This is a genomic window from Mycobacterium sp., assembly GCF_019247635.1.
GTDB lineage: Bacteria > Actinomycetota > Actinomycetes > Mycobacteriales > Mycobacteriaceae > Mycobacterium.
Genome location: NZ_JAFBAR010000128.1, coordinates 20053 through 39463, shown reverse-complemented (window position 1 = coordinate 39463; position 19411 = coordinate 20053). Strand labels below are relative to the sequence as shown.

The 19411-nt window shown below is 65.0% G+C and carries 19 protein-coding genes; 8 read left to right on the top strand and 11 right to left on the bottom strand.

Annotated features, from left to right (window positions below):
* Positions 1 to 38: 38 nt before the first annotated feature.
* The 7 genes from JO236_RS21580 to JO236_RS21550 all read right to left on the bottom strand — a co-directional run bounded on the left by JO236_RS21580 (position 39) and on the right by JO236_RS21550 (position 7288).
* Positions 39 to 1241, bottom strand: a complete 1203-nt coding sequence (locus JO236_RS21580; RefSeq protein ID WP_293335381.1) for an acyl-CoA dehydrogenase family protein — start codon at positions 1239 to 1241, stop codon at positions 39 to 41.
* A gap of 16 nt (positions 1242 to 1257) precedes the next feature.
* Positions 1258 to 2316, bottom strand: coding sequence for an acyl-CoA dehydrogenase family protein (locus JO236_RS21575; protein ID WP_293335378.1), 1059 nt, complete (start codon positions 2314 to 2316; stop codon positions 1258 to 1260).
* 3 nt (positions 2317 to 2319) lie between these two features.
* Complete coding sequence (locus JO236_RS21570) at positions 2320 to 3150, bottom strand: amidohydrolase family protein (RefSeq protein WP_293335375.1); 831 nt, start codon at positions 3148 to 3150, stop codon at positions 2320 to 2322.
* Complete coding sequence (locus JO236_RS21565; protein ID WP_293335372.1) at positions 3147 to 4772, bottom strand: acyl-CoA synthetase; 1626 nt, start codon at positions 4770 to 4772, stop codon at positions 3147 to 3149. The genes JO236_RS21570 and JO236_RS21565 overlap by 4 nt, the downstream gene beginning before the upstream one ends.
* A complete protein-coding gene (locus JO236_RS21560; RefSeq protein WP_293335369.1) occupies positions 4765 to 5970 on the bottom strand; it encodes an amidohydrolase family protein in 1206 nt (401 codons plus the stop codon). The genes JO236_RS21565 and JO236_RS21560 overlap by 8 nt, the downstream gene beginning before the upstream one ends.
* Before the next feature lie 28 nt (positions 5971 to 5998).
* A complete protein-coding gene (locus tag JO236_RS21555) occupies positions 5999 to 6835 on the bottom strand; it encodes an enoyl-CoA hydratase (protein ID WP_293335367.1) in 837 nt (278 codons plus the stop codon).
* Positions 6836 to 7015: 180 nt separating this feature from the next.
* On the bottom strand, positions 7016 to 7288 hold the full coding sequence (locus tag JO236_RS21550; protein ID WP_293335365.1) for a GlsB/YeaQ/YmgE family stress response membrane protein: 273 nt from the start codon (positions 7286 to 7288) through the stop codon (positions 7016 to 7018).
* 190 nt (positions 7289 to 7478) lie between these two features.
* Here JO236_RS21550 and JO236_RS21545 point away from each other — a divergent pair, with 190 nt between their 5' ends.
* Positions 7479 to 7712 carry a hypothetical protein gene (locus JO236_RS21545; protein WP_293335363.1) on the top strand — a complete coding sequence of 78 codons (234 nt, stop codon included), beginning with the start codon at positions 7479 to 7481 and terminating at the stop codon, positions 7710 to 7712.
* Between the two features lie 31 nt (positions 7713 to 7743).
* Here JO236_RS21545 and JO236_RS21540 read toward each other — a convergent pair whose 3' ends face one another.
* Positions 7744 to 8751, bottom strand: a complete 1008-nt coding sequence (locus JO236_RS21540; RefSeq protein WP_293335361.1) for a dihydrodipicolinate synthase family protein — start codon at positions 8749 to 8751, stop codon at positions 7744 to 7746.
* A gap of 408 nt (positions 8752 to 9159) precedes the next feature.
* On the opposite strand from JO236_RS21540, the gene JO236_RS21535 reads away from it, so the two are divergent.
* Positions 9160 to 9957, top strand: a complete 798-nt coding sequence (locus tag JO236_RS21535; RefSeq protein WP_293335359.1) for a TetR/AcrR family transcriptional regulator — start codon at positions 9160 to 9162, stop codon at positions 9955 to 9957.
* A 31-nt stretch (positions 9958 to 9988) separates the two neighbouring features.
* Here the strand turns inward: JO236_RS21535 and JO236_RS21530 are convergent, their stop codons facing one another.
* Positions 9989 to 10867: an enoyl-CoA hydratase/isomerase family protein gene (locus JO236_RS21530; RefSeq protein WP_293335357.1), complete on the bottom strand. Its 879-nt coding sequence runs from the start codon at positions 10865 to 10867 to the stop codon at positions 9989 to 9991.
* Complete coding sequence (locus tag JO236_RS21525; RefSeq protein WP_293335354.1) at positions 10864 to 11553, bottom strand: hypothetical protein; 690 nt, start codon at positions 11551 to 11553, stop codon at positions 10864 to 10866. The genes JO236_RS21530 and JO236_RS21525 overlap by 4 nt, the downstream gene beginning before the upstream one ends.
* A gap of 143 nt (positions 11554 to 11696) precedes the next feature.
* On the opposite strand from JO236_RS21525, the gene JO236_RS21520 reads away from it, so the two are divergent.
* The 6 genes from JO236_RS21520 to JO236_RS21495 are packed head-to-tail and all read left to right on the top strand — an operon-like array spanning position 11697 to position 18676.
* Entirely contained in the window at positions 11697 to 12518 is an 822-nt protein-coding gene (locus JO236_RS21520; RefSeq protein WP_293335352.1) for an enoyl-CoA hydratase/isomerase family protein, read from the top strand.
* A 23-nt stretch (positions 12519 to 12541) separates the two neighbouring features.
* On the top strand, positions 12542 to 13354 hold the full coding sequence (locus JO236_RS21515; RefSeq protein ID WP_293335350.1) for an enoyl-CoA hydratase/isomerase family protein: 813 nt from the start codon (positions 12542 to 12544) through the stop codon (positions 13352 to 13354).
* Positions 13351 to 14142, top strand: coding sequence for an enoyl-CoA hydratase/isomerase family protein (locus JO236_RS21510; RefSeq protein WP_293335349.1), 792 nt, complete (start codon positions 13351 to 13353; stop codon positions 14140 to 14142). The genes JO236_RS21515 and JO236_RS21510 overlap by 4 nt, the downstream gene beginning before the upstream one ends.
* Entirely contained in the window at positions 14142 to 15623 is a 1482-nt protein-coding gene (locus JO236_RS21505; RefSeq protein WP_293335348.1) for a class I adenylate-forming enzyme family protein, read from the top strand. The genes JO236_RS21510 and JO236_RS21505 overlap by 1 nt, the downstream gene beginning before the upstream one ends.
* Complete coding sequence (locus tag JO236_RS21500; protein ID WP_293335676.1) at positions 15613 to 17163, top strand: class I adenylate-forming enzyme family protein; 1551 nt, start codon at positions 15613 to 15615, stop codon at positions 17161 to 17163. Before JO236_RS21505 ends, JO236_RS21500 begins: the two co-directional genes overlap by 11 nt.
* The gene (locus JO236_RS21495; protein ID WP_293335345.1) at positions 17156 to 18676 is read left to right on the top strand and encodes a class I adenylate-forming enzyme family protein; all 1521 of its coding nucleotides are present in this window, start codon (positions 17156 to 17158) and stop codon (positions 18674 to 18676) included. Before JO236_RS21500 ends, JO236_RS21495 begins: the two co-directional genes overlap by 8 nt.
* On the opposite strand, the gene JO236_RS21490 is transcribed toward JO236_RS21495, so the two are convergent.
* Positions 18673 to 19041 carry a hypothetical protein gene (locus JO236_RS21490; protein WP_293335343.1) on the bottom strand — a complete coding sequence of 123 codons (369 nt, stop codon included), beginning with the start codon at positions 19039 to 19041 and terminating at the stop codon, positions 18673 to 18675. The two genes, JO236_RS21495 and JO236_RS21490, sit on opposite strands and share 4 nt — an antisense overlap.
* Positions 19042 to 19411 lie beyond the last annotated feature (370 nt).

The window sequence follows — 19411 nt, the reverse complement described above, 5'->3', positions numbered from 1 at the left end:
TTGGCCGGGAAAAATAATCCGTCTCCGGCTTGTCGGGATCAAGACGTCTTCTTCAGCGGCGGGGCGTAGGCGGGCTTGCCCAGGCCCAGGACATGTTCGGCGATCATGTTGCGGAACACCTCCAACGTGCCGCCGTAGATTCCCACCAGCGGTGCGAAGCGGTAGACGTATTCGGCACTGCCGTCATCGGCGGCCCCGTCCGTCCCGACCGGGAGCGTCGCCGCCGCGCCGAGCAGGTCCATCAACTCCGGGGAGATGTCCCGCATGGTTTGCGCCAGCGCGACGCGCCCGAAGATACTCGGGGCGCTCAGTGCCGCCTCCATACGAGCCGCGCTGCGCCCCAGCCGATAGGCCACCGATCGATCGTCGATGAGCCGACGCCCGTTGGGATCCGGCCGCCCCACCCGGGCCGCGGCCTTGTCGACCGCCTCGGCCATATAACCCGCTTGGTGCATCATGATCGACGTGTCCTGCAATCCGTCGGGTGCGGCCGTGACCGCGCCGTGCTCCACGTTGAGTGGCTCGCGTAATACCGCCCAACCACCATTGACGTCGCCCAGTCGGTATTTGTCGTCGACCCGGACATCGCTGTAATAGACGATGTTGGTGCGGTCCCCGTCGACGGTCCGGATGCCCTGAATCTCGATGCCCGGGGAATCGAGCGGAACCAGAAACATGGTCAGGCTCTTGTGCTTTCGCGCACCGGGGTCGGTGTTGGTGATCAAGAAGACGTATTGGCAGTTGTGCGCGCCGGTGGTGAACATCTTCGAGCCGTTGATAACCCAGACTCCCTCTCCCGAGCCGTCGCGCACCGCACGCGTCTTGCAGGTGGCAATATCGGAGCCACCTTCGGGTTCGGTGTAGCCCAGGCACATCCGGATATGACCGCTGAAGACGCCCGGTAACACCTCCTCGACGAGTTCGGGCCTGCCGAATTTCGCGACCGAGCGCGCCACCATGGCCGTGGTCCCCCACGTCACCCACGGCACGTGCACCCGGCGCTTCTCCTGCTCCCAAATCCGCCGCCGCACACGGCTGAACCCGCCGTCGGCCGTCGCCTTCCACTCGCCTTCCAAATAGCCTGCGGCGCCGAACTTCAGATGGAGGCCCTCGTCGAAGTTGTCGCCCGTTTCGCGGTCGCGGCGCCTGACCTCCTCGGTCATGTGCGTGGCCAAGAAGCTGCGCGCCTCGTCGAAGAAGGCCTGGTCGTCGTCGGCCAGTTCGACGCGGGAGAAATCCATCGTTTTCGCTCCTGCCCTAGACCGCTTGCGCCGCGGTCTCGCGGGCGGCCACGATCTCGGCGATCCGCACGGCGCTCGCAGCCGGGTCGCCACCGGCCAACGGCCATCCCCTGGCGCGCACGAGATATGCCGTCGCGGCCGCTTCGGCCGAAACCCCAAGGCCGCCTTGGATGTGGACGGCCATCGTGGCCGCCTTGGCGGCCTCTTCGGCCATGAAAACGAAGGCCGACGGGGCCAACTCGGGGCGCTCGTCGGGTTCGTTGTCCAGGAACCAGGCGGCCCGCCGGGCAAGGTTGCGCCCGCCCTGGACGGTGATGGCCATGTTCGCCAGCGGATGTGAAATGCCCTGCAGCGTCGAGATGGGCACGCCCAGCGTGTAACGGGACTTGGCGAATTCCGCCGCGATCGTCATGGTCTCCTCGACGAGTCCCACCAGCGCCGCGGCGGTCAGCAGCCGCCATTCATCCAGCGCCCGTTGGTATTTCGCCAGCGCTTCGGAGCCGCTGGCGACAATCGTGCGGGAGTCGGCAGCGGCCGGGTCCACCCAGGCCATCGGCAGTCGACCGATGTTGTCGACCTTCGCCGGCCGGGTACCGAACGTCAGGCGGACGATCCGGTCGCCGTCGCGAATCAGGATGTGGTCGGCGATCGATCCCGTAGGGATCAGCCGGGTGCCGGGCGCATCGTCGATCCGCGTATCGAAGGCAGCGAGCTGCTCACCATGCGCGAGCGCGGCCGAGTCCGCGTCCAGCGCCCCAAGGTTGGCCAGCAGCCGCGCGGCGCAGACGTGGTCGATCCACGGGACCGGGGCAAGCGAGCGGCCGATCTCTTCGCCAACCAGAGTGAGATCGACCAACGTCGCGCCGTCGCCGCCGCAGGATTCGGGTAGCGCCATTGTCGTTGCGCCCATCGCACACAACCGCTCCCATAAGTTCTTGTCGAAGCCGGAAGCCTCTGCGGCACGGACGGTTTCGATCGGACAGTGGGCCTTGAAGAATTGCTTGTAGGCGGCCTGCAGGTCCTTGTGGTCCTCGGTCAGGCTGTAGTCCTGCCTGCGCAGTTCGAAACGGTCCATGGGTCAGTTCTCCTGTCCGAAGAAGAAAGCCTGCGCGTTGTTGTAGAGGTAGTTGTCGAGCACGTCGGCGGGCAGGTCCAGCGCACGAGCTTCGGGTACCACCCGGCGCATACGCAGCACCGGCCAGTCCGAGGCATAAATCACCTTGTTCTGGCCGCGGGTGCGCATATAGTGCAGCAGGCTTTCCGGCAACCGTTTGGGCGACCAGGCCGATGTCATCAGTCGTAGGTTGGCGTACTTGAGCAGCAACCGGATGGCGACGTCCCACCACGGATCGGCTCCGTGGATCATGCACAGCCTCAGCTCGGGAAAGCGCACGCATACCCGATCGAGGTGCATGGGATGTTGCACCTCCCCCGGGATCGGCGGCCCGGGGATACCGGTGTTGACACACAGCGGCAGCTCGAGTTCGGCGCACTTGGCGTAGAGCGGATAGTAGACGGCGTCACTGGGCGGATACTGGCCGTCCCCCCAAAAGCTCGGCCCAACTACGGCATACGCAACCGGCAGCTCGGCCGCGATCGCGGTCAATTCGCGCAATGACCGGACCGGACGCAGCAGGTTGGCCCCACCCATGGCCAGCGCAAACCGATCCGGCTTGGCCTCGACGAACTTGCGCGCGGTGGTGGACGGGCTGGCCAGCGAGTCCATCAGGATCGCTCGCCGCACACCCAGCTCGTCCATCTCGTCGATCAGCTCGCCCAGGTCGACGGGGTCGAACATGGACCGCGGGCCCTTGAAGTAGTCGTCACGGACCTTGAGCATCCAGGTGGGTTGTGAGCCCGTTTCGCCGAAGTGGACATTCACCAGGCAGTCGATGACTGACCCGGTCATGCCGGATGCCTCGAATATTGTTGTGTGGCCACCTGTTTGGCCCAGCGGTAATTCGGCTTGCCGTTGCCCAGCCGCTGGATCTCCTCGACGAACAAGAACGCCTTCGGGGCCTTGAAATGGGCCAGACGCGATGTGCACAGCTTCGACAACTCGCGCTCGTCGACCTCTGGGCCGGGACGCAGCGCCACCAGCGCGACGACCTCCTCGCCCCACCGGTCGCTGGGACGTCCCACCACCAACGCGTCGGCTATTCCGGCGTGCGCGCGCAACACTTCTTCGACCTCTTCGACGAAGACCTTTTCGCCACCGGTGTTGACCACCAACGAATCCCGGCCGTAAAGGCGGACGGTTCCATCTTTTTCGAGTCTGGCACGGTCACCGGGAATCACCACACGCTGGCCATCGATCTCGGGAAAGGTGCGCTCGGTGGCCTCCGCATCGTTGAAGTATCCCAACGGGATCCGGCCGGTTCTGGCCGTCCAGCCGATCTCCGAATCCCCGGGACGCAGGAACCTGGTGCGATCCGCGGACACCACCGTGCCGCCGGGCCTGAGCAGAAAGGTCTCGCTCTGCGTCCCGCGCCGGCTGTGCCCGAACCCCATGTTCCCCGATTCCGAAGAACCGTAGCCGTCGATGATGGTGACCTGAGGCAGCGCTTCCATCAGTGCGTCTTTGTACTTGGGGTTGGTGGCCGCCCCGCCGGTGCCGATCGAGGCCAGCGCAGACAGGTCGTAGGAACCGCGCTGCAATTCGGCGACCAGCGGACCCGCGTAGGCGTCGCCCACCATGGTGATCAGGCCGACACGTTCCCGCTCGGCGGTTTCCCACACCGAACGCACGTCGAGCTTTGCCCGGCCGTCGTACAGGATCACGGTCAGGCCGTGCAGCAGCGCCGAGAATGCGGTCCACATGCCGGCGGCGTGCATCAACGGTGACACCGCGAACCACGACGGCCCGCCGGCGCGCACGCTGTCGTGGATCTGACCGACGTCATCGTGGTCGGCCCCCACCATCGACGCCACGTACATGTCGCTTTGTCGCCACAGCACGCCCTTGGGGCGTCCCGTCGTTCCGCCGGTGCACATCATGATCAGGTCGTCGGGTGATCCCGCCGGGACCGGCTGCGAGTCCGCCTGCGCCAACGCATCATCCAGAGAGACGGCGCCCGCCAGTTCGGGAACTTCACTTCCGTCGCCGACCGACACCAACAGCTCGGCACTGGCGGGCGGCAACACGTCGGCGAACTTCGCGCCCAGGGAGCGGTGATAGATGACCGCGCGGGGTCCCACGTAATCGAGCAGCTCACCGAGCTCGCGGGGCGAGTAGTGATAGTTCACGTTGACCGGCACCGTGCGCGCCTTCAGGCATCCGATCACCACGTCCGGATACAGGTCGTTGTGCATGATCAGGGCGACCCGATCTTGGCCGCATTCCCAACGGTTGAGTTCCGCACGGGGCCGGTGGACGCCCAAGCCCTTGGCGTTCAGATAGTTCGCCAGCCTGCCGGTTCTGCTCGCCGACTCGGCGAAGGTGCTGCGACGGGCGCCGCACACGGTCATCAAACGGTCGGGAATCACCTCGGCGATGGCGTCGAGCACCGCGCCAATCGTCCATTCAGGCAACGGAAGCCACCGTGACGCCCAGGAAGTCCAAGGCGTTGTCGCGCATGATCTTTCGGACGTCCTCGTCGCTGAATGCGGTCAGCTCCTCGGTGTAGGACAGCGGCGACAGCAGGCCCTCACCATGCGGCCAGTCCGAACCGAACAGGACGCGCTCGACACCGATCATGTCGGCCAACTGCGCGACATCCTCCTCGTAGTACGGCGCCACCCACACGTGCTCGCGAAGCGTGTCTTGAGGGTCGTTGGGGAACGCACGCGGATGCTGGTTGGCCAGCTTCTTCAACCGCTTGATCAGTCGATGTACCCAATCGGAGCCGTTCTCGATGCTGGCGACCCGCAGCTTGGGATGGCGATCGAAGACTCCGTGCACAATCAGCGACGCCATGGTGTCGTGGATCGCGCGGTCGTCGACGAGGATCTTGTCGAGCGGGTCGGGAGGCGCGGAGAACGGCTCGAAGGTTTCCTTACCGCCCCACATGGCGGCGATCTTCAGATAGCCGCTGTCGCCGAGATGGAACGCGACGGGGATGTTGGCTTCGGCCAGGCGGGCCCAGACCGGATCGTGCGAGCGGTGCCCCAGCGAGCGGTTCTTCGGGATTCCGGGCACCGGGGCGGGCCGCACGTGCACCATCCGCGCGCCGCGGTCGAGCACGAAATCGATTTCCTCGACCGCCTTCTCGGGATCGGCCAGCGAGATCATCGGCGCCGATAAGATCCGATGGTCGGGCCGGTCGAAGCCCCAGTCCTCGTCGAGCCACAGATTGAAGGCGTGCAGCGAGGCCATGGTCGCCTCGACGTCACCCTTGAGCGCCTCTTCGACCCCGCAACCGAAGGTCGGGAACAGGAAAATCGTTTCGATTCCCTGGGTTTCGACTACCGCGGCCCGGGCATCGCGGTTCTGGTATTCGGGCCGAAGCTCGAGCTCCTCGACCTTCATCAGTGACGCGGGGTCCACGCCTTCGGGAATCTCGCCGCGGAAGAGCAGGTCCAGGCAGCCGGGCACGATGATCGGATCGAAGGTCGGGTTGGGGATGAAGCGGTTCACCCGGTCGCCGATGATCGCCGTGGTGTGCTTGCCGTCGCTGACCATCTGCACGCCACGTTTGCGGAACCTTTTGTCCAGATGCCGGGTGAAGGCGTCTAACGATTCGTAGTAATGGTTGTCGACATCGATCGCCTTATAAGTCAAGTTCCCCATCATTCTTCCTTTCCAGTACCCAAGGCCGTTACGCGTCAGATGCAGTGAGCGAGGGAAACTGCGGTTGCCGCTTCTGCAAAAAGCTGATGATTCCCTCGATGACGTCCGGCCGTGGCAGCGCCGCCCACATCAGCGCTTCGGCATCGGCGGTAGCCGCTGCGACATCGCGATTGGCGTCCCTGTACGCCTGCCGCTTGATCACCGCCATCGCAGTGGGAGAACAGTTTTGGGCAATATCCTCGGCGTAGTCGAGCACGCGCGTCATCAGGTCTTCGGGCACCACAACTTCCTTGACGAGCCCGAGTTGTGCGGCCTCGTCGGCAAGAAAGGTGCGTCCGCTCAGCAACAGGTCGAGGGCGACGCCCAAACCGGTCAGGCGCGGAAGGATCCACGAGATGCCAAATTCGGCGATCAGTCCGCGGCGGGCGAACACCGCGGCGAACTTGGCCCCGGCGGCGGCGAACCGGACGTCACACATCAGCGCCTGAGCCAGACCGATGCCGACGCAGGCGCCGTTGATGGCGGCGATGACGGGCTTGCGCAACTCCGTCACGAAATGCGGCGGGCGTTCGCCGACCAGATCCGCGATGCTCTTCTGACCGGCGTCCTCCAACGATTCGCCGACGCCGCCGGCCGAACCGGACGAGCCAAGATGGGCGCCGGCACAAAAGGCGCGACCCCGGCCGGTCAGCACGATCACCCGAATGGCCGGGTCCTGTTCGGCCTGATCGATCGCCGCGTAAAAGGCGGGCGCCATATCAGGACCCCACGCGTTGAGTCGCTCAGGACGATTGAGCGTCACGATCGCGACACCGGTGGCGGTGGCCTCGTACAGCACCGCGTCTTCGGCGTCAGCGATGGTCATCGGCAACTCCTCGCGGCGTGCGGATACAGGGGCGTGAGCGAGAGATTATGTACCCATACTGTATACCTATCGGTACTGCATTCCACAACTGCCCGAGAGGGCTACAGAGCCTGGACGACGTGGCGATTCCGCCTACCGGACGGGCGTCATCACCGTCCGTAGTAACCGGCTGTCAAGCCCCTACCGAGAGACCCGCCGCCGAGTGACGAGCTTGACGATCGCCAGCAGAATCACCGCACCCAGTAGACAGGTCAGGAACGAAAACAACAGACCGGCGCCGGCCACGTTCACGCCGAAGCCCCGCAGCAGAAAACCGCCTATCAGTCCCCCGACGACGCCGACCACGATGTTGAGAACGAGACCCATCTGCCCGTCGGTTCCCATGATCTTGCTGCCAATCCAACCGGCCAGACCACCGATAATGATCCAGCCAATGACACTCAAAGTGAGCATTTCTTTCCTTTCCAGTTACGGCCCGTGTTGGTTATCCGAATGCCCGTTTCCCGCGTGAGTAATCCAAGAGGGAGCGCACCGCGGCGCTGGTCGGATCCGCAGTGTTTCAGCGCAGCATGCCCGGGTACCGAATAGCAGACCGCATCAAATGATTTTCCTGCCGGGGATGAACGAACAAGGAACGAACAGGGTGGATACCACTAAGGCCCTTGTGCACCGCGCGCGTCAGGCGCGCATCGCGCTGCTGCGCACAGAATTGGCGCTGACGCTGGCTCAGATCCTGTTCTGGGCGGCACTGATTGGCGGAGCGACGGGTCTCGCGCTGTGGGCGCGTCATCGCCTCACCCGCGCCGAGCCAATGGACCACGCCGACGGCGGGGCAGCCCGTCCGCCCGACTCAGGGCAGCCTGGGTTTCAGGCGTAATCGGCTGTGTGGCACGCGTTTTCAGGCGCGGTTACGAATCTATCAGCCCGACCTTGCGGTAAGCGCTCTCGATCTGGGTCTTAGCCTCGGGTGGCAATTGCGCCTGCGGCGGCCGGGAATGCGGATACGAACCGATGGGCAGACCCAGCAGCGACGCGGCGTACTTGAACGCACCTCCCCAGTGGGTGAAGTAATCCGGTCGCCCGGGGTAGCAGGTCCGCCACGGTCCCACGTCCATGTCGAACTCGTCCAGACCGGAATCGCGCCCGTAGTCCATCGCCTCGATGAGTTTGTGCTCCAGAATGAGATCCCAGTACCGGGAAAACAGTCGCCGTTGCGGCGTCTCCAACAGATAGGCCGCGGTGCCCAACTGGGCCGGGCACACGATTCCATCGCGTAACCAACCGGCGCGATATACCGTCCTGTCGCATTCCCAGAGCACCAGACCGGGCGCCAGCTGGTGCAGCAGCCGGCTGCTCTCCGGCCGGAACGCGCCCTCCTTGGTGGCACAGACTGCGGGCACCTCGTCGTAGATCCGCGCGCCTTCGGCGGGTGTGAGCACATAGCCGGAGGACGGGGAATTGAACATGCCTAGCGCGATGTCCGTGCGCGCGGCCACGTATTTGAAGAAGCTGAGCACGCCTTCGCCACCGTGCGCCTCCATCATCGGCGTTTGGATATACGCGATGTCGGCGCCCGCCCGCTGCGCGTGCAGCGTCAGGTCCACGCAATCCTTAGCGGACATGGCCGCCGTGCAGGCCTGGATGACGACGTCCGGATTGGCGCCGCGCGCCTCCTCGATCGCGACCTCCAGCAACCGCTTGCGCTCGTCGAGGGTCAAGGACCAGAACTCAGCGATTCCGCTGGTACACCACAACATTGGGTGTCCCAGATCGCCGACGCAGTAGCGCACCAAGGTCCGGTAGGCATCCCAGTCGATGTCGTCTCCGTCCTCACCACAGAACGGTGTATAGAGGGAGTCGCCGATTCCTCTTAACGCATCGCGCGCCCAAATACGCGCCTCCGCCGCCGTCGCCACAGCGCACTCCTTCTGTCAGACAATACTTTTCGAGAACTCAAGTCGAGACCCGAACCGCCGTTTGGCTCCGGTCATCCAGGAGTTGCGCCGCGAGGCGAGGAACGCGGCGAGCGGTCCGATCTCCCCTGCGAAAACTGCTCTGCTTCCAAAACAAGTGATGGTTATCAAAAAGCCTACGATAGGTATTACAGTAGCAGACGATGAACCGTATGAAATCGACATTTAGAACCCCCGGCCGGCGGTGCCGCACGGCCGTTCACGTATGCGACCACGTGGCCACCGTTAAGGTTGATGGGCACAGCGCAGCGCCGACACGCGCACGTATACGCAGGTCAGAGCGGAACTGCCGGTAGATTCGTTGCCACCGGCGGCACGGTTCCCCCAACCGCGAACGCCGGCCATATCCTGATGGAGGTGCCCGTAGTGGCAAAGCAGGCAACCGCCGAGAAGCGTCCGCGACGCGAACGCGGTTCCATCAATCCTGATGACATCATCAGCGGCGCTTTCGAACTCGCCGAGCAGGTATCGATAGACAACCTGAGCATGCCGCTGCTCGGCAAACACTTGGGCGTAGGCGTCACCAGCATCTATTGGTACTTCCGCAAGAAGGACGACCTGCTCAATGCGATGACCGACCGCGCCTTGAGCAAGTACGTGTTTGCCACCCCGTATGTGGAAGCCAGCGACTGGCGCGAGACGTTGCGCAACCATGCCCGCTCGATGCGTAAGACGTTCATGGGCAACCCAATACTGTGCGACCTGATTCTGATTCGCGCCGCGCTTAGTCCTCGCGCGGCGCGCCTTGGTGCTCAGGAGATGGAGCGGGCTATCTCAAACCTGGTGGAGGCCGGGCTGTCCCCCGAGGATGCCTTCGACACCTACTCCGCGGTTTCGGTGCACGTGCGCGGCTCTGTCGTGTTGCAGCGGCTCTACGAGAAGAACCAGTCTTCGGAGACCGGGCCGCGAGCGATCGACGACGCGGTGGCCATCGATCCCCAAGCCACTCCGCTGATCGCGCAGGTGACCGGAAAAGGCCACCGCATCGGGGCGCCGGACGAGACCAACTTCGAATACGGCCTCGATTGCATCCTCGACCACGCCGGACGGTTGATCGACGAGGGCACGAAAGCCACGAAGTCGACGCCGTCGGGGCAACGCAAGGCCACCACGTCGACGGCTCAGCGCGGCCGGGGCGCGGCGCGTTAGCGCACGATAGTCCCCTGGATCGACTTCTTACTTAACTTCCGGGCGGTTCTGGCACGTGGAAGTGTTCGTCGCGCAGCCGGAACGCTTCCTTGGTTCCGTGCTGCGCGCGCGTTTTGACGAAATTGAATTCGCCCCGCGCGAACTGCAGGTTGGTGCCAAACGCGTGGAACAGGTAACTCGCGACTTCCTCGCCCTGGTAGGCCTGGGTCTGCTCAACCAGTCGGAATGCCTCCTTGGCGATGACGACACCGTCGGCCGGCATCTTCGCGGCCTTCTCGGCCCAGTACCCCGCGCGCGCCGCGACCGAGCCGGGATCGCAAGTCTCGGTGAAGATTCCGAGATGCTCGAGTTCGCCCGCTTCGACGATGTCGCCGGTCAGCAACAGCCGCCGCGCCTGCACCGGTCCCAAGCGATGGAAGAACATGTGCAGGCTCCCGAGCGCGGGCCCGAGGAATCGCGTCGCCGGCATACCGATTTTCGTGTCGCGGGCGACGACGGAGATGTCGGTCATCAGCGCCAACTCGAAACCGCCGCCCAGCGCGTACCCTTCGATCTGTCCCACCGTCACCTTGGGAAAGCCCATGAAGTTGTGGTAGAAGCCAAATGACTTGCGGTCCACCGTAAGCCGCCGGCGCTGACTGGGTCGGCGCTGCTCGGTCTGTTCGCCGGACCCGCCATACCAACCGTAGGCATTGTTCATGTCGGCCCCGGTGCTGAAGACACCATCTGCCCCGCGCAGCAGCACCACGCTGAGATCGTCGTCCTCGGCAACGCGGTCCAGACAGCGGGCGACGGCGTCGCGCATGGCGGCGTCATACGAGTTTCGCTGCGCGGGGTTGTTGAACGTGATGGTGGCGATCCGCCGCTCTGGATCGACGTCGAAGAGCACCCGGTCATCCGAAGCGGTCATGCGTCGGCCTCCGTTCTGCGCCTGCCGAACTGGTGTCCGGCCAGCTGCTGCGGCGGAGAGGCCAACGTCTCGACCTCGCCGGTGCAGAGCACTTCGCCGTCGAGCAGTAGCCGCGCCGTCGCGGCGATACCGCGTTCCACCCGCGTCCGCGCGATATCGAAACGCAGCTCGGTAACTAGCGGGGTCGGCCGGCGAAAGGTCACGGTCAGTGATCGCGTCTTGCCGGACAACCCGATGACGCAGTTGTGGTGCTGGATCACGCAGTCGAAGAAGACACCCAGGAAACCGCCGTGCACCAGACCCGGCGGCCCTTCATACACCAAAGGGAAGGCAACCCGGCCGGAGGCGTTCTCGGCGTCGAGGTGATCGAACCGGTATTCGGGAAAACACGGGTTGTACGCGCCGATGTCGGTCGCGTGGTTGAGATAGACCCGGCGATGGTCCGGACAATCCTGGCCGGCCACGCCGATGCGCGGCGCGCTGTCCCGAGGAGCCGCGGCACTAAGTTCGCCTTCCCATTCGGCGAACTTGGCCAGCATCGAGTCCACCGTCGGGTGGGGTTGCTCCAACGAAACGAGAAGTGAGCTGAGACGCCGTATCGCGCCCGCCGCGGCGACGGTCTGGGCCAGTGGCGTCTCGCCGAACTTGCGGTCACCGGGAGTCTCGGGGCTTGGGCCCTCGGCCATGCTTCGCCTCAATTTCTGCTCTGATTTCCCGGGTTCCTAACGGCCCGTTTCCGCCGGTAGGGTTTCCTTGCTAACTTATACACCGTAGCAATCGTATTGCCTACTGTATGGGTAACCGTAGCGGAGAAAGGCCGGATTTCAGGGTGAGCCACGAGGCCGAGGCGGCCGGAGTCGACGGTTCGGTGGCGGCCTGCCGTGACGGCGACGTACTGCGGATCACGCTGGATCGTCCAGCTCGGCGTAACTCGTTGAGTCAGTTGATGATCGACGCCCTCGTCCAACTGTTGACCGATGCCGCCGCCGACGATTCGCTGCGCGCAATCCACATCCGCGGCGCCGGACCCGACTTCTGCGCAGGCGTCGATTGGATCGCCACCAACAAACCCGACGGCCAGCGACCCCGAACCGGGGATCTGGTGCGGCGGGTGCCCCACGCCGCGCACCGCGTGATCGAACTCGTCCACACCATCCAGCTGCCGGTGGTCTGCGGCGTGCGGGGCTGGGCCGTCGGCCTGGGCTGCAATCTTGCGCTAGCCGCCGACTTCACCGTGGCAGCCACCGACGCCACGTTCTGGGAACCGTTCGTGGACCGGGGGTTCAGCCCGGACTCCGGATCCACCTGGCTGGTGCCGCGCCTGATCGGGCTCGCCCGGGCCCGGCGAATGCTGCTGCTCGGCCAAAAAGTCACCGCCGCCGAGGCGGCCGACTGGGGTTTAATTCACCAAAGCGCCAGTCAGACAGAGTTCGACGACACCGTCGAGCAGCTGCTGGCGCAGCTGACCAGCGGGCCGACCGTGGCGATCGGGCTGGCCAAGCAGGCCGTGCACAACGGCCTGCACACAACGCTGAGCCAGTCGATGGCGCAAGAACTCTTCAACCTGGAATTATCCTGCCGAACAAGCGATTTCAGGGAGGGCCTGGCAGCCTTTCGGGACCGGCGCACACCGAAATTCGAGGGTCGATGACCCGTAGGCAGGAAGGAATGCCGATGGCCACTGACTCGTTCGCCACCATCAAGTACGAGGTCGACGGGCACACCGCCACCATCACACTGAATCGCCCAGACGCCCTCAACGCGCTGAGCCCACGCATGATCACCGAGCTACGCGCCGCCTACGACGAGGCAGAGAACGACGACAAGGTGTGGTTGACCATTGTCACCGGCACCGGCCGCGCGTTCTGTACCGGTGCCGACGTCAAAGCCATACCCGGCGACGGCAAGGTGATCTACGAGCGGCCGTATCTGTCGACGTTCGAGCAGTGGGAGGCCCCGCAGGAGGGCACCCCCCCGTTTCGCACCATGGCCAAACCGGTGTTGACCGCCGTCAACGGGCTGTGCTGTGGCGCCGGCCTGGATTGGGTCACGACGTCCGACATCGTCATCGCATCCGAACAGGCGACGTTTTTCGATCCGCATGTCAGCATCGGGCTAGTAGCCGGGCGCGAGTTGGTGCGGTTGGCCAAGGTGCTGCCCCGGTCGGTCGCCCTGCGAATGGCGTTGATGGGCAAGCACGAAAGGATGAACGCACAGCGGGCCTTCGATCTCGGGTTGATCAGCGAAATCGTCGAGCACGATCGACTCTTGGAGCGTGCCCGCGAGATCGCCGAAATCGTCAATTCCAATGCGCCGCTGGCGGTCCGGGGAACCCGCCTGGCCATCCTCAAGAGCCTGGACCTGCCGTTGCACGAATCCGAGATCCTGGCCGAGACATTCCGCGAACGCGTATTGCGCACCGAGGACGCGCAGGAGGGGCCGAAGGCTTTCGTCGAAAAGCGCAAGCCCGATTGGCAGTGCCGATGAGTTTCGAGACCATCCTGTTGGAAGTGGACTCGACCGATCACGTCGCCACGATCACTCTCAACAGGCCCCAGCAACTCAACGCATTCAACCGCACCATGTGCATGGAGGTGGCCGAGGCCTGGCGCACGGTCAAGCTCGACGATTCGGTGCACTCGGTGGTGTTGCGGGCGGCCGGCGACCGAGCGTTCAGCACGGGTCTGGACGTCAAAACGCCGTATGGCCAGCCTGAAAACATCTGGAACCACGAGGATCCCGGCGAATATCTCAGCCCGAAGTGGCAGAAGATGTGGAAGCCGGTGGTGTGCGCGGTGCAGGGTATCTGTACCGCGGGCGCGTTCTATTTCGTCAACGAGTCCGATGTGGTCATCTGCTCGACGGACGCAACGTTCTTCGACTCACACGTGTCGGCCGGCTTGGTCTGCGCGTTGGAGCCGATCGGGTTGATGCGCCGGATCGGCTTGGGCGAGACGCTGCGAATGGCGCTGATGGGCAACGACGAGCGCATCGGCGCCGATACCGCGCTGCGGATCGGGTTGGTCTCGGAAGTTGTTGCCCCGGAGCGGTTATGGCCGCGCGCCCGGGAGATCGCGACCACCATCGCGGCCAAGCCGCCGTCGGCAACCCAGGGCACCGTGAAGGCGATTTGGGAATCATTGGACAAGCCCTATCGCGCCGCTTTGGAGCAGGGGCTGATCTACACCCGGCTGGGTAACCCGCTCGGCAAGGCGGAACTGGCCGCCCAGAACGCCGCCGTGGCTGCTGCCGCGCGCAATCCGAAGATCCGTTAGTGACCGCGCACCCGCTCAGTCAACGCATCGGCCATGTGCTGGATCTGCAACCCGAATCCAATGCCATCGAGTACGAGGGCCAATGGCTCACGTGGGCTCGACTCGGCGGCGCGGCACGGCGCGCAGCGACCGCGACGGCCGAGCACCGCCTGGTCGGGATGCTGCTGCGCAACCGGCCCGGTCACGTCGCGGCGTTTCTCGGTGTCCTCCTGGGTGGTGCAACCGTGGTGACCATCAACCCCTCTCGCGGCGACGACCGCACCCGGGCCGACATCGCCGCGCTGCGACTGCGGATGATCATCGGCGAAGCCGATGACCTGGCGACATTGGTGACTTCGCCGGACATCGCCACGCTGACTATTTCTGGTCGTCTGGACGAGCCTGACGACCCTGACGAGCCGCCGACGCAACCGCGGACGGGACGGTCCGATGCTGGTGTGGCGGTGCGCATGCTGACCAGCGGAACCACCGGACCCCCCAAACGGGTTGACCTCAGTTACGGAATGCTCGCGCACAGCGTGATGGGCCCCGACTACGAGCGTGCACCGGCGCCCACCGAGATACGGCGCGGCGTCGCTATCGTGAACTCGCCGCTGGTGCACATCGGCGGCGTGTTCCGGGTGCTGCAGTGTGTCACCGACGCGAGACCCTTTGTGCTGCTGGAACGATTCGAGCTGAACGCGTGGGTCGCCGCGGTGCGCAGGCATCGGCCCCGGACCGTATCGCTGGTGCCTGCCGCGTTGCGCACGGTGTTGCAGTCCGATCTGCCGCGCGCCGATCTTGCCAGTATCCATGCCGTCACCTGCGGCACCGCACCGCTGTCGGCCGACGACGCCGACGCTTTCGCCGACAAGTACGGGATTCCCGTCCTAACATCCTATGCCGCAACTGAATTCGGCGGTGGCGTCGCGGGCTGGACGCTGCCCGATTACCGGCAGTACTGGCGGACCAAGCGCGGAAGTGTCGGCCGGGCCACCGGCGGTGCGCGACTGCGGACAGTCGACGACGACGGCACACCGCTCGGCCCGGACCAGATAGGGCAGTTGGAGGTCAAACCGGGACAATTGGGGCCGTCGGCGAAGTGGATGCGGACGACGGACATCGCGCGCATCGACGCCGACGGCTTCCTCTGGATCGTCGGGCGAGCCGACCAGGCAATTATCCGCGGTGGGTTCAAGATCATGCCCGACGACGTCCGTACCGCGCTGGAGAGCCACCCCGCGGTTGCGGGCGCGGCCGTGGTGGGCCGAACCGACGATCGTCTCGGCGAGACCCCGGTCGCCATGGTGGAACTGCGCGATCCGACATCCGCTGACGCAGGCGACTTGACCGAATATCTGCGAACGCGGTTGGCCCGCTACGAGATTCCCACCGACATCGCGATCGTCGATGAAATTCCCCGAACCCCATCGGGCAAGGCCGATCTGGGTGCGGTCCGTAGTTTCTTCAATGCCGCCGTCCACCGTGATCATGCCCGGTGATTTCCAGACGCTCGCGGAAGTCCTGCGACACCAAGCCCGCTCGCGGGCAACGCACCCGCTTCTGGTCTGCGATGGTGATCGATTGGGGTACGCCGACGCGGAACGCCGTTCGGCGGAACTCGCCTGCGGGTTGATCGCGCTCGGCGCTGGCAAGGGCACCCATGTCGGGCTGTTGTACCCCAACGGTACCGAGTTTATCGTCGCGATGCTCGCGGCAGCCCGGATCGGTGCGGTGGTGGTGCCCTTCTCTACCTTCGCCACCGCCCGCGAGCTGCGCGAACAGCTGGTCGACAGCGATGTGGCGATCCTGTTGAGTGCCCCGGGTTTTCGCTCTCACGACTACGCGCAACGCGTGGCTCAGGTGCTGGGTGGTTGCGACCTTACGTTGCGGAGTCGCCTCTTTGCTACCGCCGCACCGCACTTGCGGCAGGTCTTCATTGGCGAGGGTCCCGCGGGCGGCCCCGTCGACCCCGGGTTGGTGTGCGCGCTGGAAGACGATGTGTGCGGCGCCGATCCGCTGGCCATCGTCTACACGTCGGGTTCCACCGCCGCCCCTAAGGGCGTCGTGCACACGCACGCTGGGCTGCTGGGACATCAGCAAAACCTCAACCGAATTCGCGGTCTGACCGCCGACGAGAAGCTGTTCTGCAATTCACCGTTCTTCTGGATCGGCGGGTTCGCCTTCGCGCTGCTGGCCACCCTGGTCGCCGGTGCGACACTCGTGTGCTCCAACGCCAGCGATCCCGCCGTCACACTTGACTTGCTGGAAGCCGAAAAGCCGACCATGACCAATGGTTTCGCCGCCGGTATCGCTGCGCTGGCGCAGCACCCGAGCGTCGCTTCGCGCGACCTGTCGTCGATGCGCCGAGGCAATATTTATCCGATCATGGCCTTGGATACCCGCCCGGCCGATCCTGGGTTGCGCCACAACATGTTGGGCATGACGGAAGCCGGAAGTGTCGTGTTGATCGGCGACGACGAATCCGACCAGCCCGAACATCGGCGCGGCTCGTTCGGCAAGCCGGCACCCGGATTTCAAACCCTGATCGTCGAGCCGGAGACTGGCGCGCGCGTCAGCGTCGGCGGGGTCGGCGAGCTCTGCATTCGGGGGCCGCACGTAATGCAGGGGTACCACAAGCGCAGCCGCGAAGAGTGCTTCGACGCCGACGGCTGGTTCCACACCGGCGATTTGGTGCGCGCCGACGGCGACGGATACGTGTACTTCATCGGCCGACGCAGCGGGATGATCAAAACAGCCGGCGCCAATGTCTCTGCCGCCGAGGTGGAAAAGGCCATCGCGAAGGTCGCCGGCGCCGAGGCTCACGTCGTGGGCATCCCCGACCCCGGGCGGGGACAGCTGGTGGCAGCCGTCGTTATCGACCCGGATCTGGACGAAGCGACGCTGCGCGAGCGGCTCATCACGGAGCTTTCGGCGTACAAGATTCCGAAACGGTTTGTCGCTTTGGCTCGCGCCGATTTGCCGCTGCTGTCCAGCGGCAAGGTCGACTCGCACCGACTGAAGCAGCTGTTCGATGCCTGACACCATTGATCGCCTGGTGCGGGCACAAGCCCGCCAGCACGGGCCCAAGCCGATGGTCATCGATCCGGGTTCCCGCCTCAGCTATTACGAACTCGACTCCACGACAAAGGATTTGGCGGCGCGTCTGGTCGAGGCTGGCGTTGGCAAGGGCAGCCGGGTAGGGCTGATCATGCCGAACAGCGCCCGCTGGGTGCAGCTCGCCGTCGCGCTGACGCGCATCGGCGCCGTGCTGGTGCCGTTGAGCACGCTGCTGCAGGCGGGCGAACTCGTCGCGCAGCTGCGGGTGGCGTCGGTGCAGTTCCTGATCGGCGTCGAGGAATTTCGCGGCCACCGCTACCTCGATGATGTGCGGTCGGCGGACCTTCCTGCGTTACAACGGGTTTGGGCGGCCGATCACCTCCCCGAGGCCTTGGCGCGCGAAGGGGCACGACGGGTCGTCGACGCCATGACCGACACAGTCACCCCGGCCGACCCGCTGGTCATCATCTTCACCTCCGGGAGCAGCGGATCGCCCAAGGGAGTCATACATTCCCACGGCAGTGCGCTGGGCGCGGTCCGGTCCGGCCTGGCGGCGCGCTGCATCGATTCCGGCACCCGACTGTATCTGCCGATGCCGTTCTTCTGGGTGGGCGGTCTCGGCGGCGGCGTGCTGTCGGCGCTGGCCGCCGGCGCAACGTTGGTGACCGAGGAACTGCCGCGGCCCGAAACCACGCTGCGTCTGCTGGAATCCGAGCGGGTCAACCTGTTTCGCGGCTGGCCCGACCAGGCCGAGGCATTGGCGCGGCACCCGGACCGGGCCGGTGTAGATCTCTCGGCGCTACGGCCGGGCAGCCTGGACGCCCTGTTACCCGCCGAGTACCGAACCCAACCCGGAGCGCGGGCGAAGCTGTTCGGGATGACGGAGGCGTTCGGACCGTACTGCGGGTTCCCGGCGGACACGGACATGCCCGGGGCAGCCTGGGGCAGCTGCGGAAAGCCGTTCCCCGGCATGGAGGTTCGCATCGTCGACCCCGACACCGGCGAGCCCTTGGCGGCGGAGGCCGTTGGCATGATCCAGATCCGGGGGCCGCACACGTTGCGCGGCATCTGCCGCCGCAGCCGCGAAGAGGTTTTCACCGCCGATGGCTTCTACCCCACCGGCGACCTGGGCCGACTAGATGACGACGGCTTCCTGTTCTACCACGGCAGATCCGACGACATGTTCAAGGTCAGCGGCGCCACCGTCTATCCGAGTGAGGTCGAGCGGGCGCTGCGCAGCATCGACGGGGTTGAGAATGCCTTCGTGACCAACGTTTTGGGCGCAAACGGGGAACGCGTCGGCGCGGCGGTGGTGTGTGACCGTGCGGTCGGCGTCGAGGAGCTGGGCGCCTCGGCCCGCGCGCTGCTCAGCTCCTTCAAGGTACCGACGGTCTGGCTGGTGCTGGACTGCGACGACGACGTGCCGCGCGGCGGCACCGGCAAGGTCGACATTCGACGGCTCCGTGAGATGTTGATCGAAGCGAAACAGCCTTAAGGGACCCGCGTCCAAGGTTGACAGTTCTGCGACTCAAATGCCTTGACCGTTGAGGGAATACTTGCGTACATCGGGCCGACGGAAGTATTCGCCTGGACTACATGCTCCTTGTTCGCATCCGACGTGCTGTAGGTAAACCATGAGCACATCGAGTCCTGGGTAGGCACATTGTTTATCCAAACCCCAAAGGTCGACGCCGACCCGCTCGTGCGGTAGAGGCCGGGCACTATGTCGGGTCCCACCTGGAAAACACCATTCCCCGGGATCGGGTCCAGCGGATCTGCGACGGCAGGCGACGCGAACACGATCGCGGCCACGCAGGCGACCAATCCGGCCGCTGCGCGGCGCGCAAGCTCTAGGGACATTTCTCTCTCCCTATGAAATTGCCCACCCTCATCGCAGCGTATGCCAGGCGTGCTCGAGCCACAACCTTGCCGAGCTGCCCGGTCCGGCATCTCTGGCCCGGCATCTCCGGTCCGGCATCTCCGGTCCGGAATGGCAACACTTTTTGCCCGGCTTGTAGCGACAATTCGTTGCTTCGAGGTCTGTGGCCGACTAAAAGCGTTGTCCGTCGGGCACATTGATAGTTTGATGAGGGTAGCCCGGTCGCGCCGGATAACCACGTTGTCGCTACAAGCCGGGCAAAGAGCGTGTCGCCTCCGAGCGGGTACGGGTGAGCCGGGTACACACGGCAAAGCACACGTGCCGATGTGACGACCGGCCGCGATCAGCGGT

Bases quoted from the DNA above. Each gene is read 5' to 3' on its own strand.
- JO236_RS21580 (WP_293335381.1), bottom strand. From the start codon at position 1,241: ATGGATTTCTCCCGCGTCGAACTGGCCGACGACGACCAGGCCTTCTTC.
- JO236_RS21575 (WP_293335378.1), bottom strand. From the start codon at position 2,316: ATGGACCGTTTCGAACTGCGCAGGCAGGACTACAGCCTGACCGAGGAC.
- JO236_RS21570 (WP_293335375.1), bottom strand. From the start codon at position 3,150: ATGACCGGGTCAGTCATCGACTGCCTGGTGAATGTCCACTTCGGCGAA.
- JO236_RS21560 (WP_293335369.1), bottom strand. From the start codon at position 5,970: ATGGGGAACTTGACTTATAAGGCGATCGATGTCGACAACCATTACTAC.
- JO236_RS21555 (WP_293335367.1), bottom strand. From the start codon at position 6,835: ATGACCATCGCTGACGCCGAAGACGCGGTGCTGTACGAGGCCACCGCC.
- JO236_RS21550 (WP_293335365.1), bottom strand. From the start codon at position 7,288: ATGCTCACTTTGAGTGTCATTGGCTGGATCATTATCGGTGGTCTGGCC.
- JO236_RS21535 (WP_293335359.1), top strand. From the start codon at position 9,160: ATGGAGGTGCCCGTAGTGGCAAAGCAGGCAACCGCCGAGAAGCGTCCG.
- JO236_RS21530 (WP_293335357.1), bottom strand. From the start codon at position 10,867: ATGACCGCTTCGGATGACCGGGTGCTCTTCGACGTCGATCCAGAGCGG.
- JO236_RS21525 (WP_293335354.1), bottom strand. From the start codon at position 11,553: ATGGCCGAGGGCCCAAGCCCCGAGACTCCCGGTGACCGCAAGTTCGGC.
- JO236_RS21515 (WP_293335350.1), top strand. From the start codon at position 12,542: ATGGCCACTGACTCGTTCGCCACCATCAAGTACGAGGTCGACGGGCAC.
- JO236_RS21510 (WP_293335349.1), top strand. From the start codon at position 13,351: ATGAGTTTCGAGACCATCCTGTTGGAAGTGGACTCGACCGATCACGTC.
- JO236_RS21500 (WP_293335676.1), top strand. From the start codon at position 15,613: ATGCCCGGTGATTTCCAGACGCTCGCGGAAGTCCTGCGACACCAAGCC.
- JO236_RS21495 (WP_293335345.1), top strand. From the start codon at position 17,156: ATGCCTGACACCATTGATCGCCTGGTGCGGGCACAAGCCCGCCAGCAC.
- JO236_RS21490 (WP_293335343.1), bottom strand. From the start codon at position 19,041: ATGTCCCTAGAGCTTGCGCGCCGCGCAGCGGCCGGATTGGTCGCCTGC.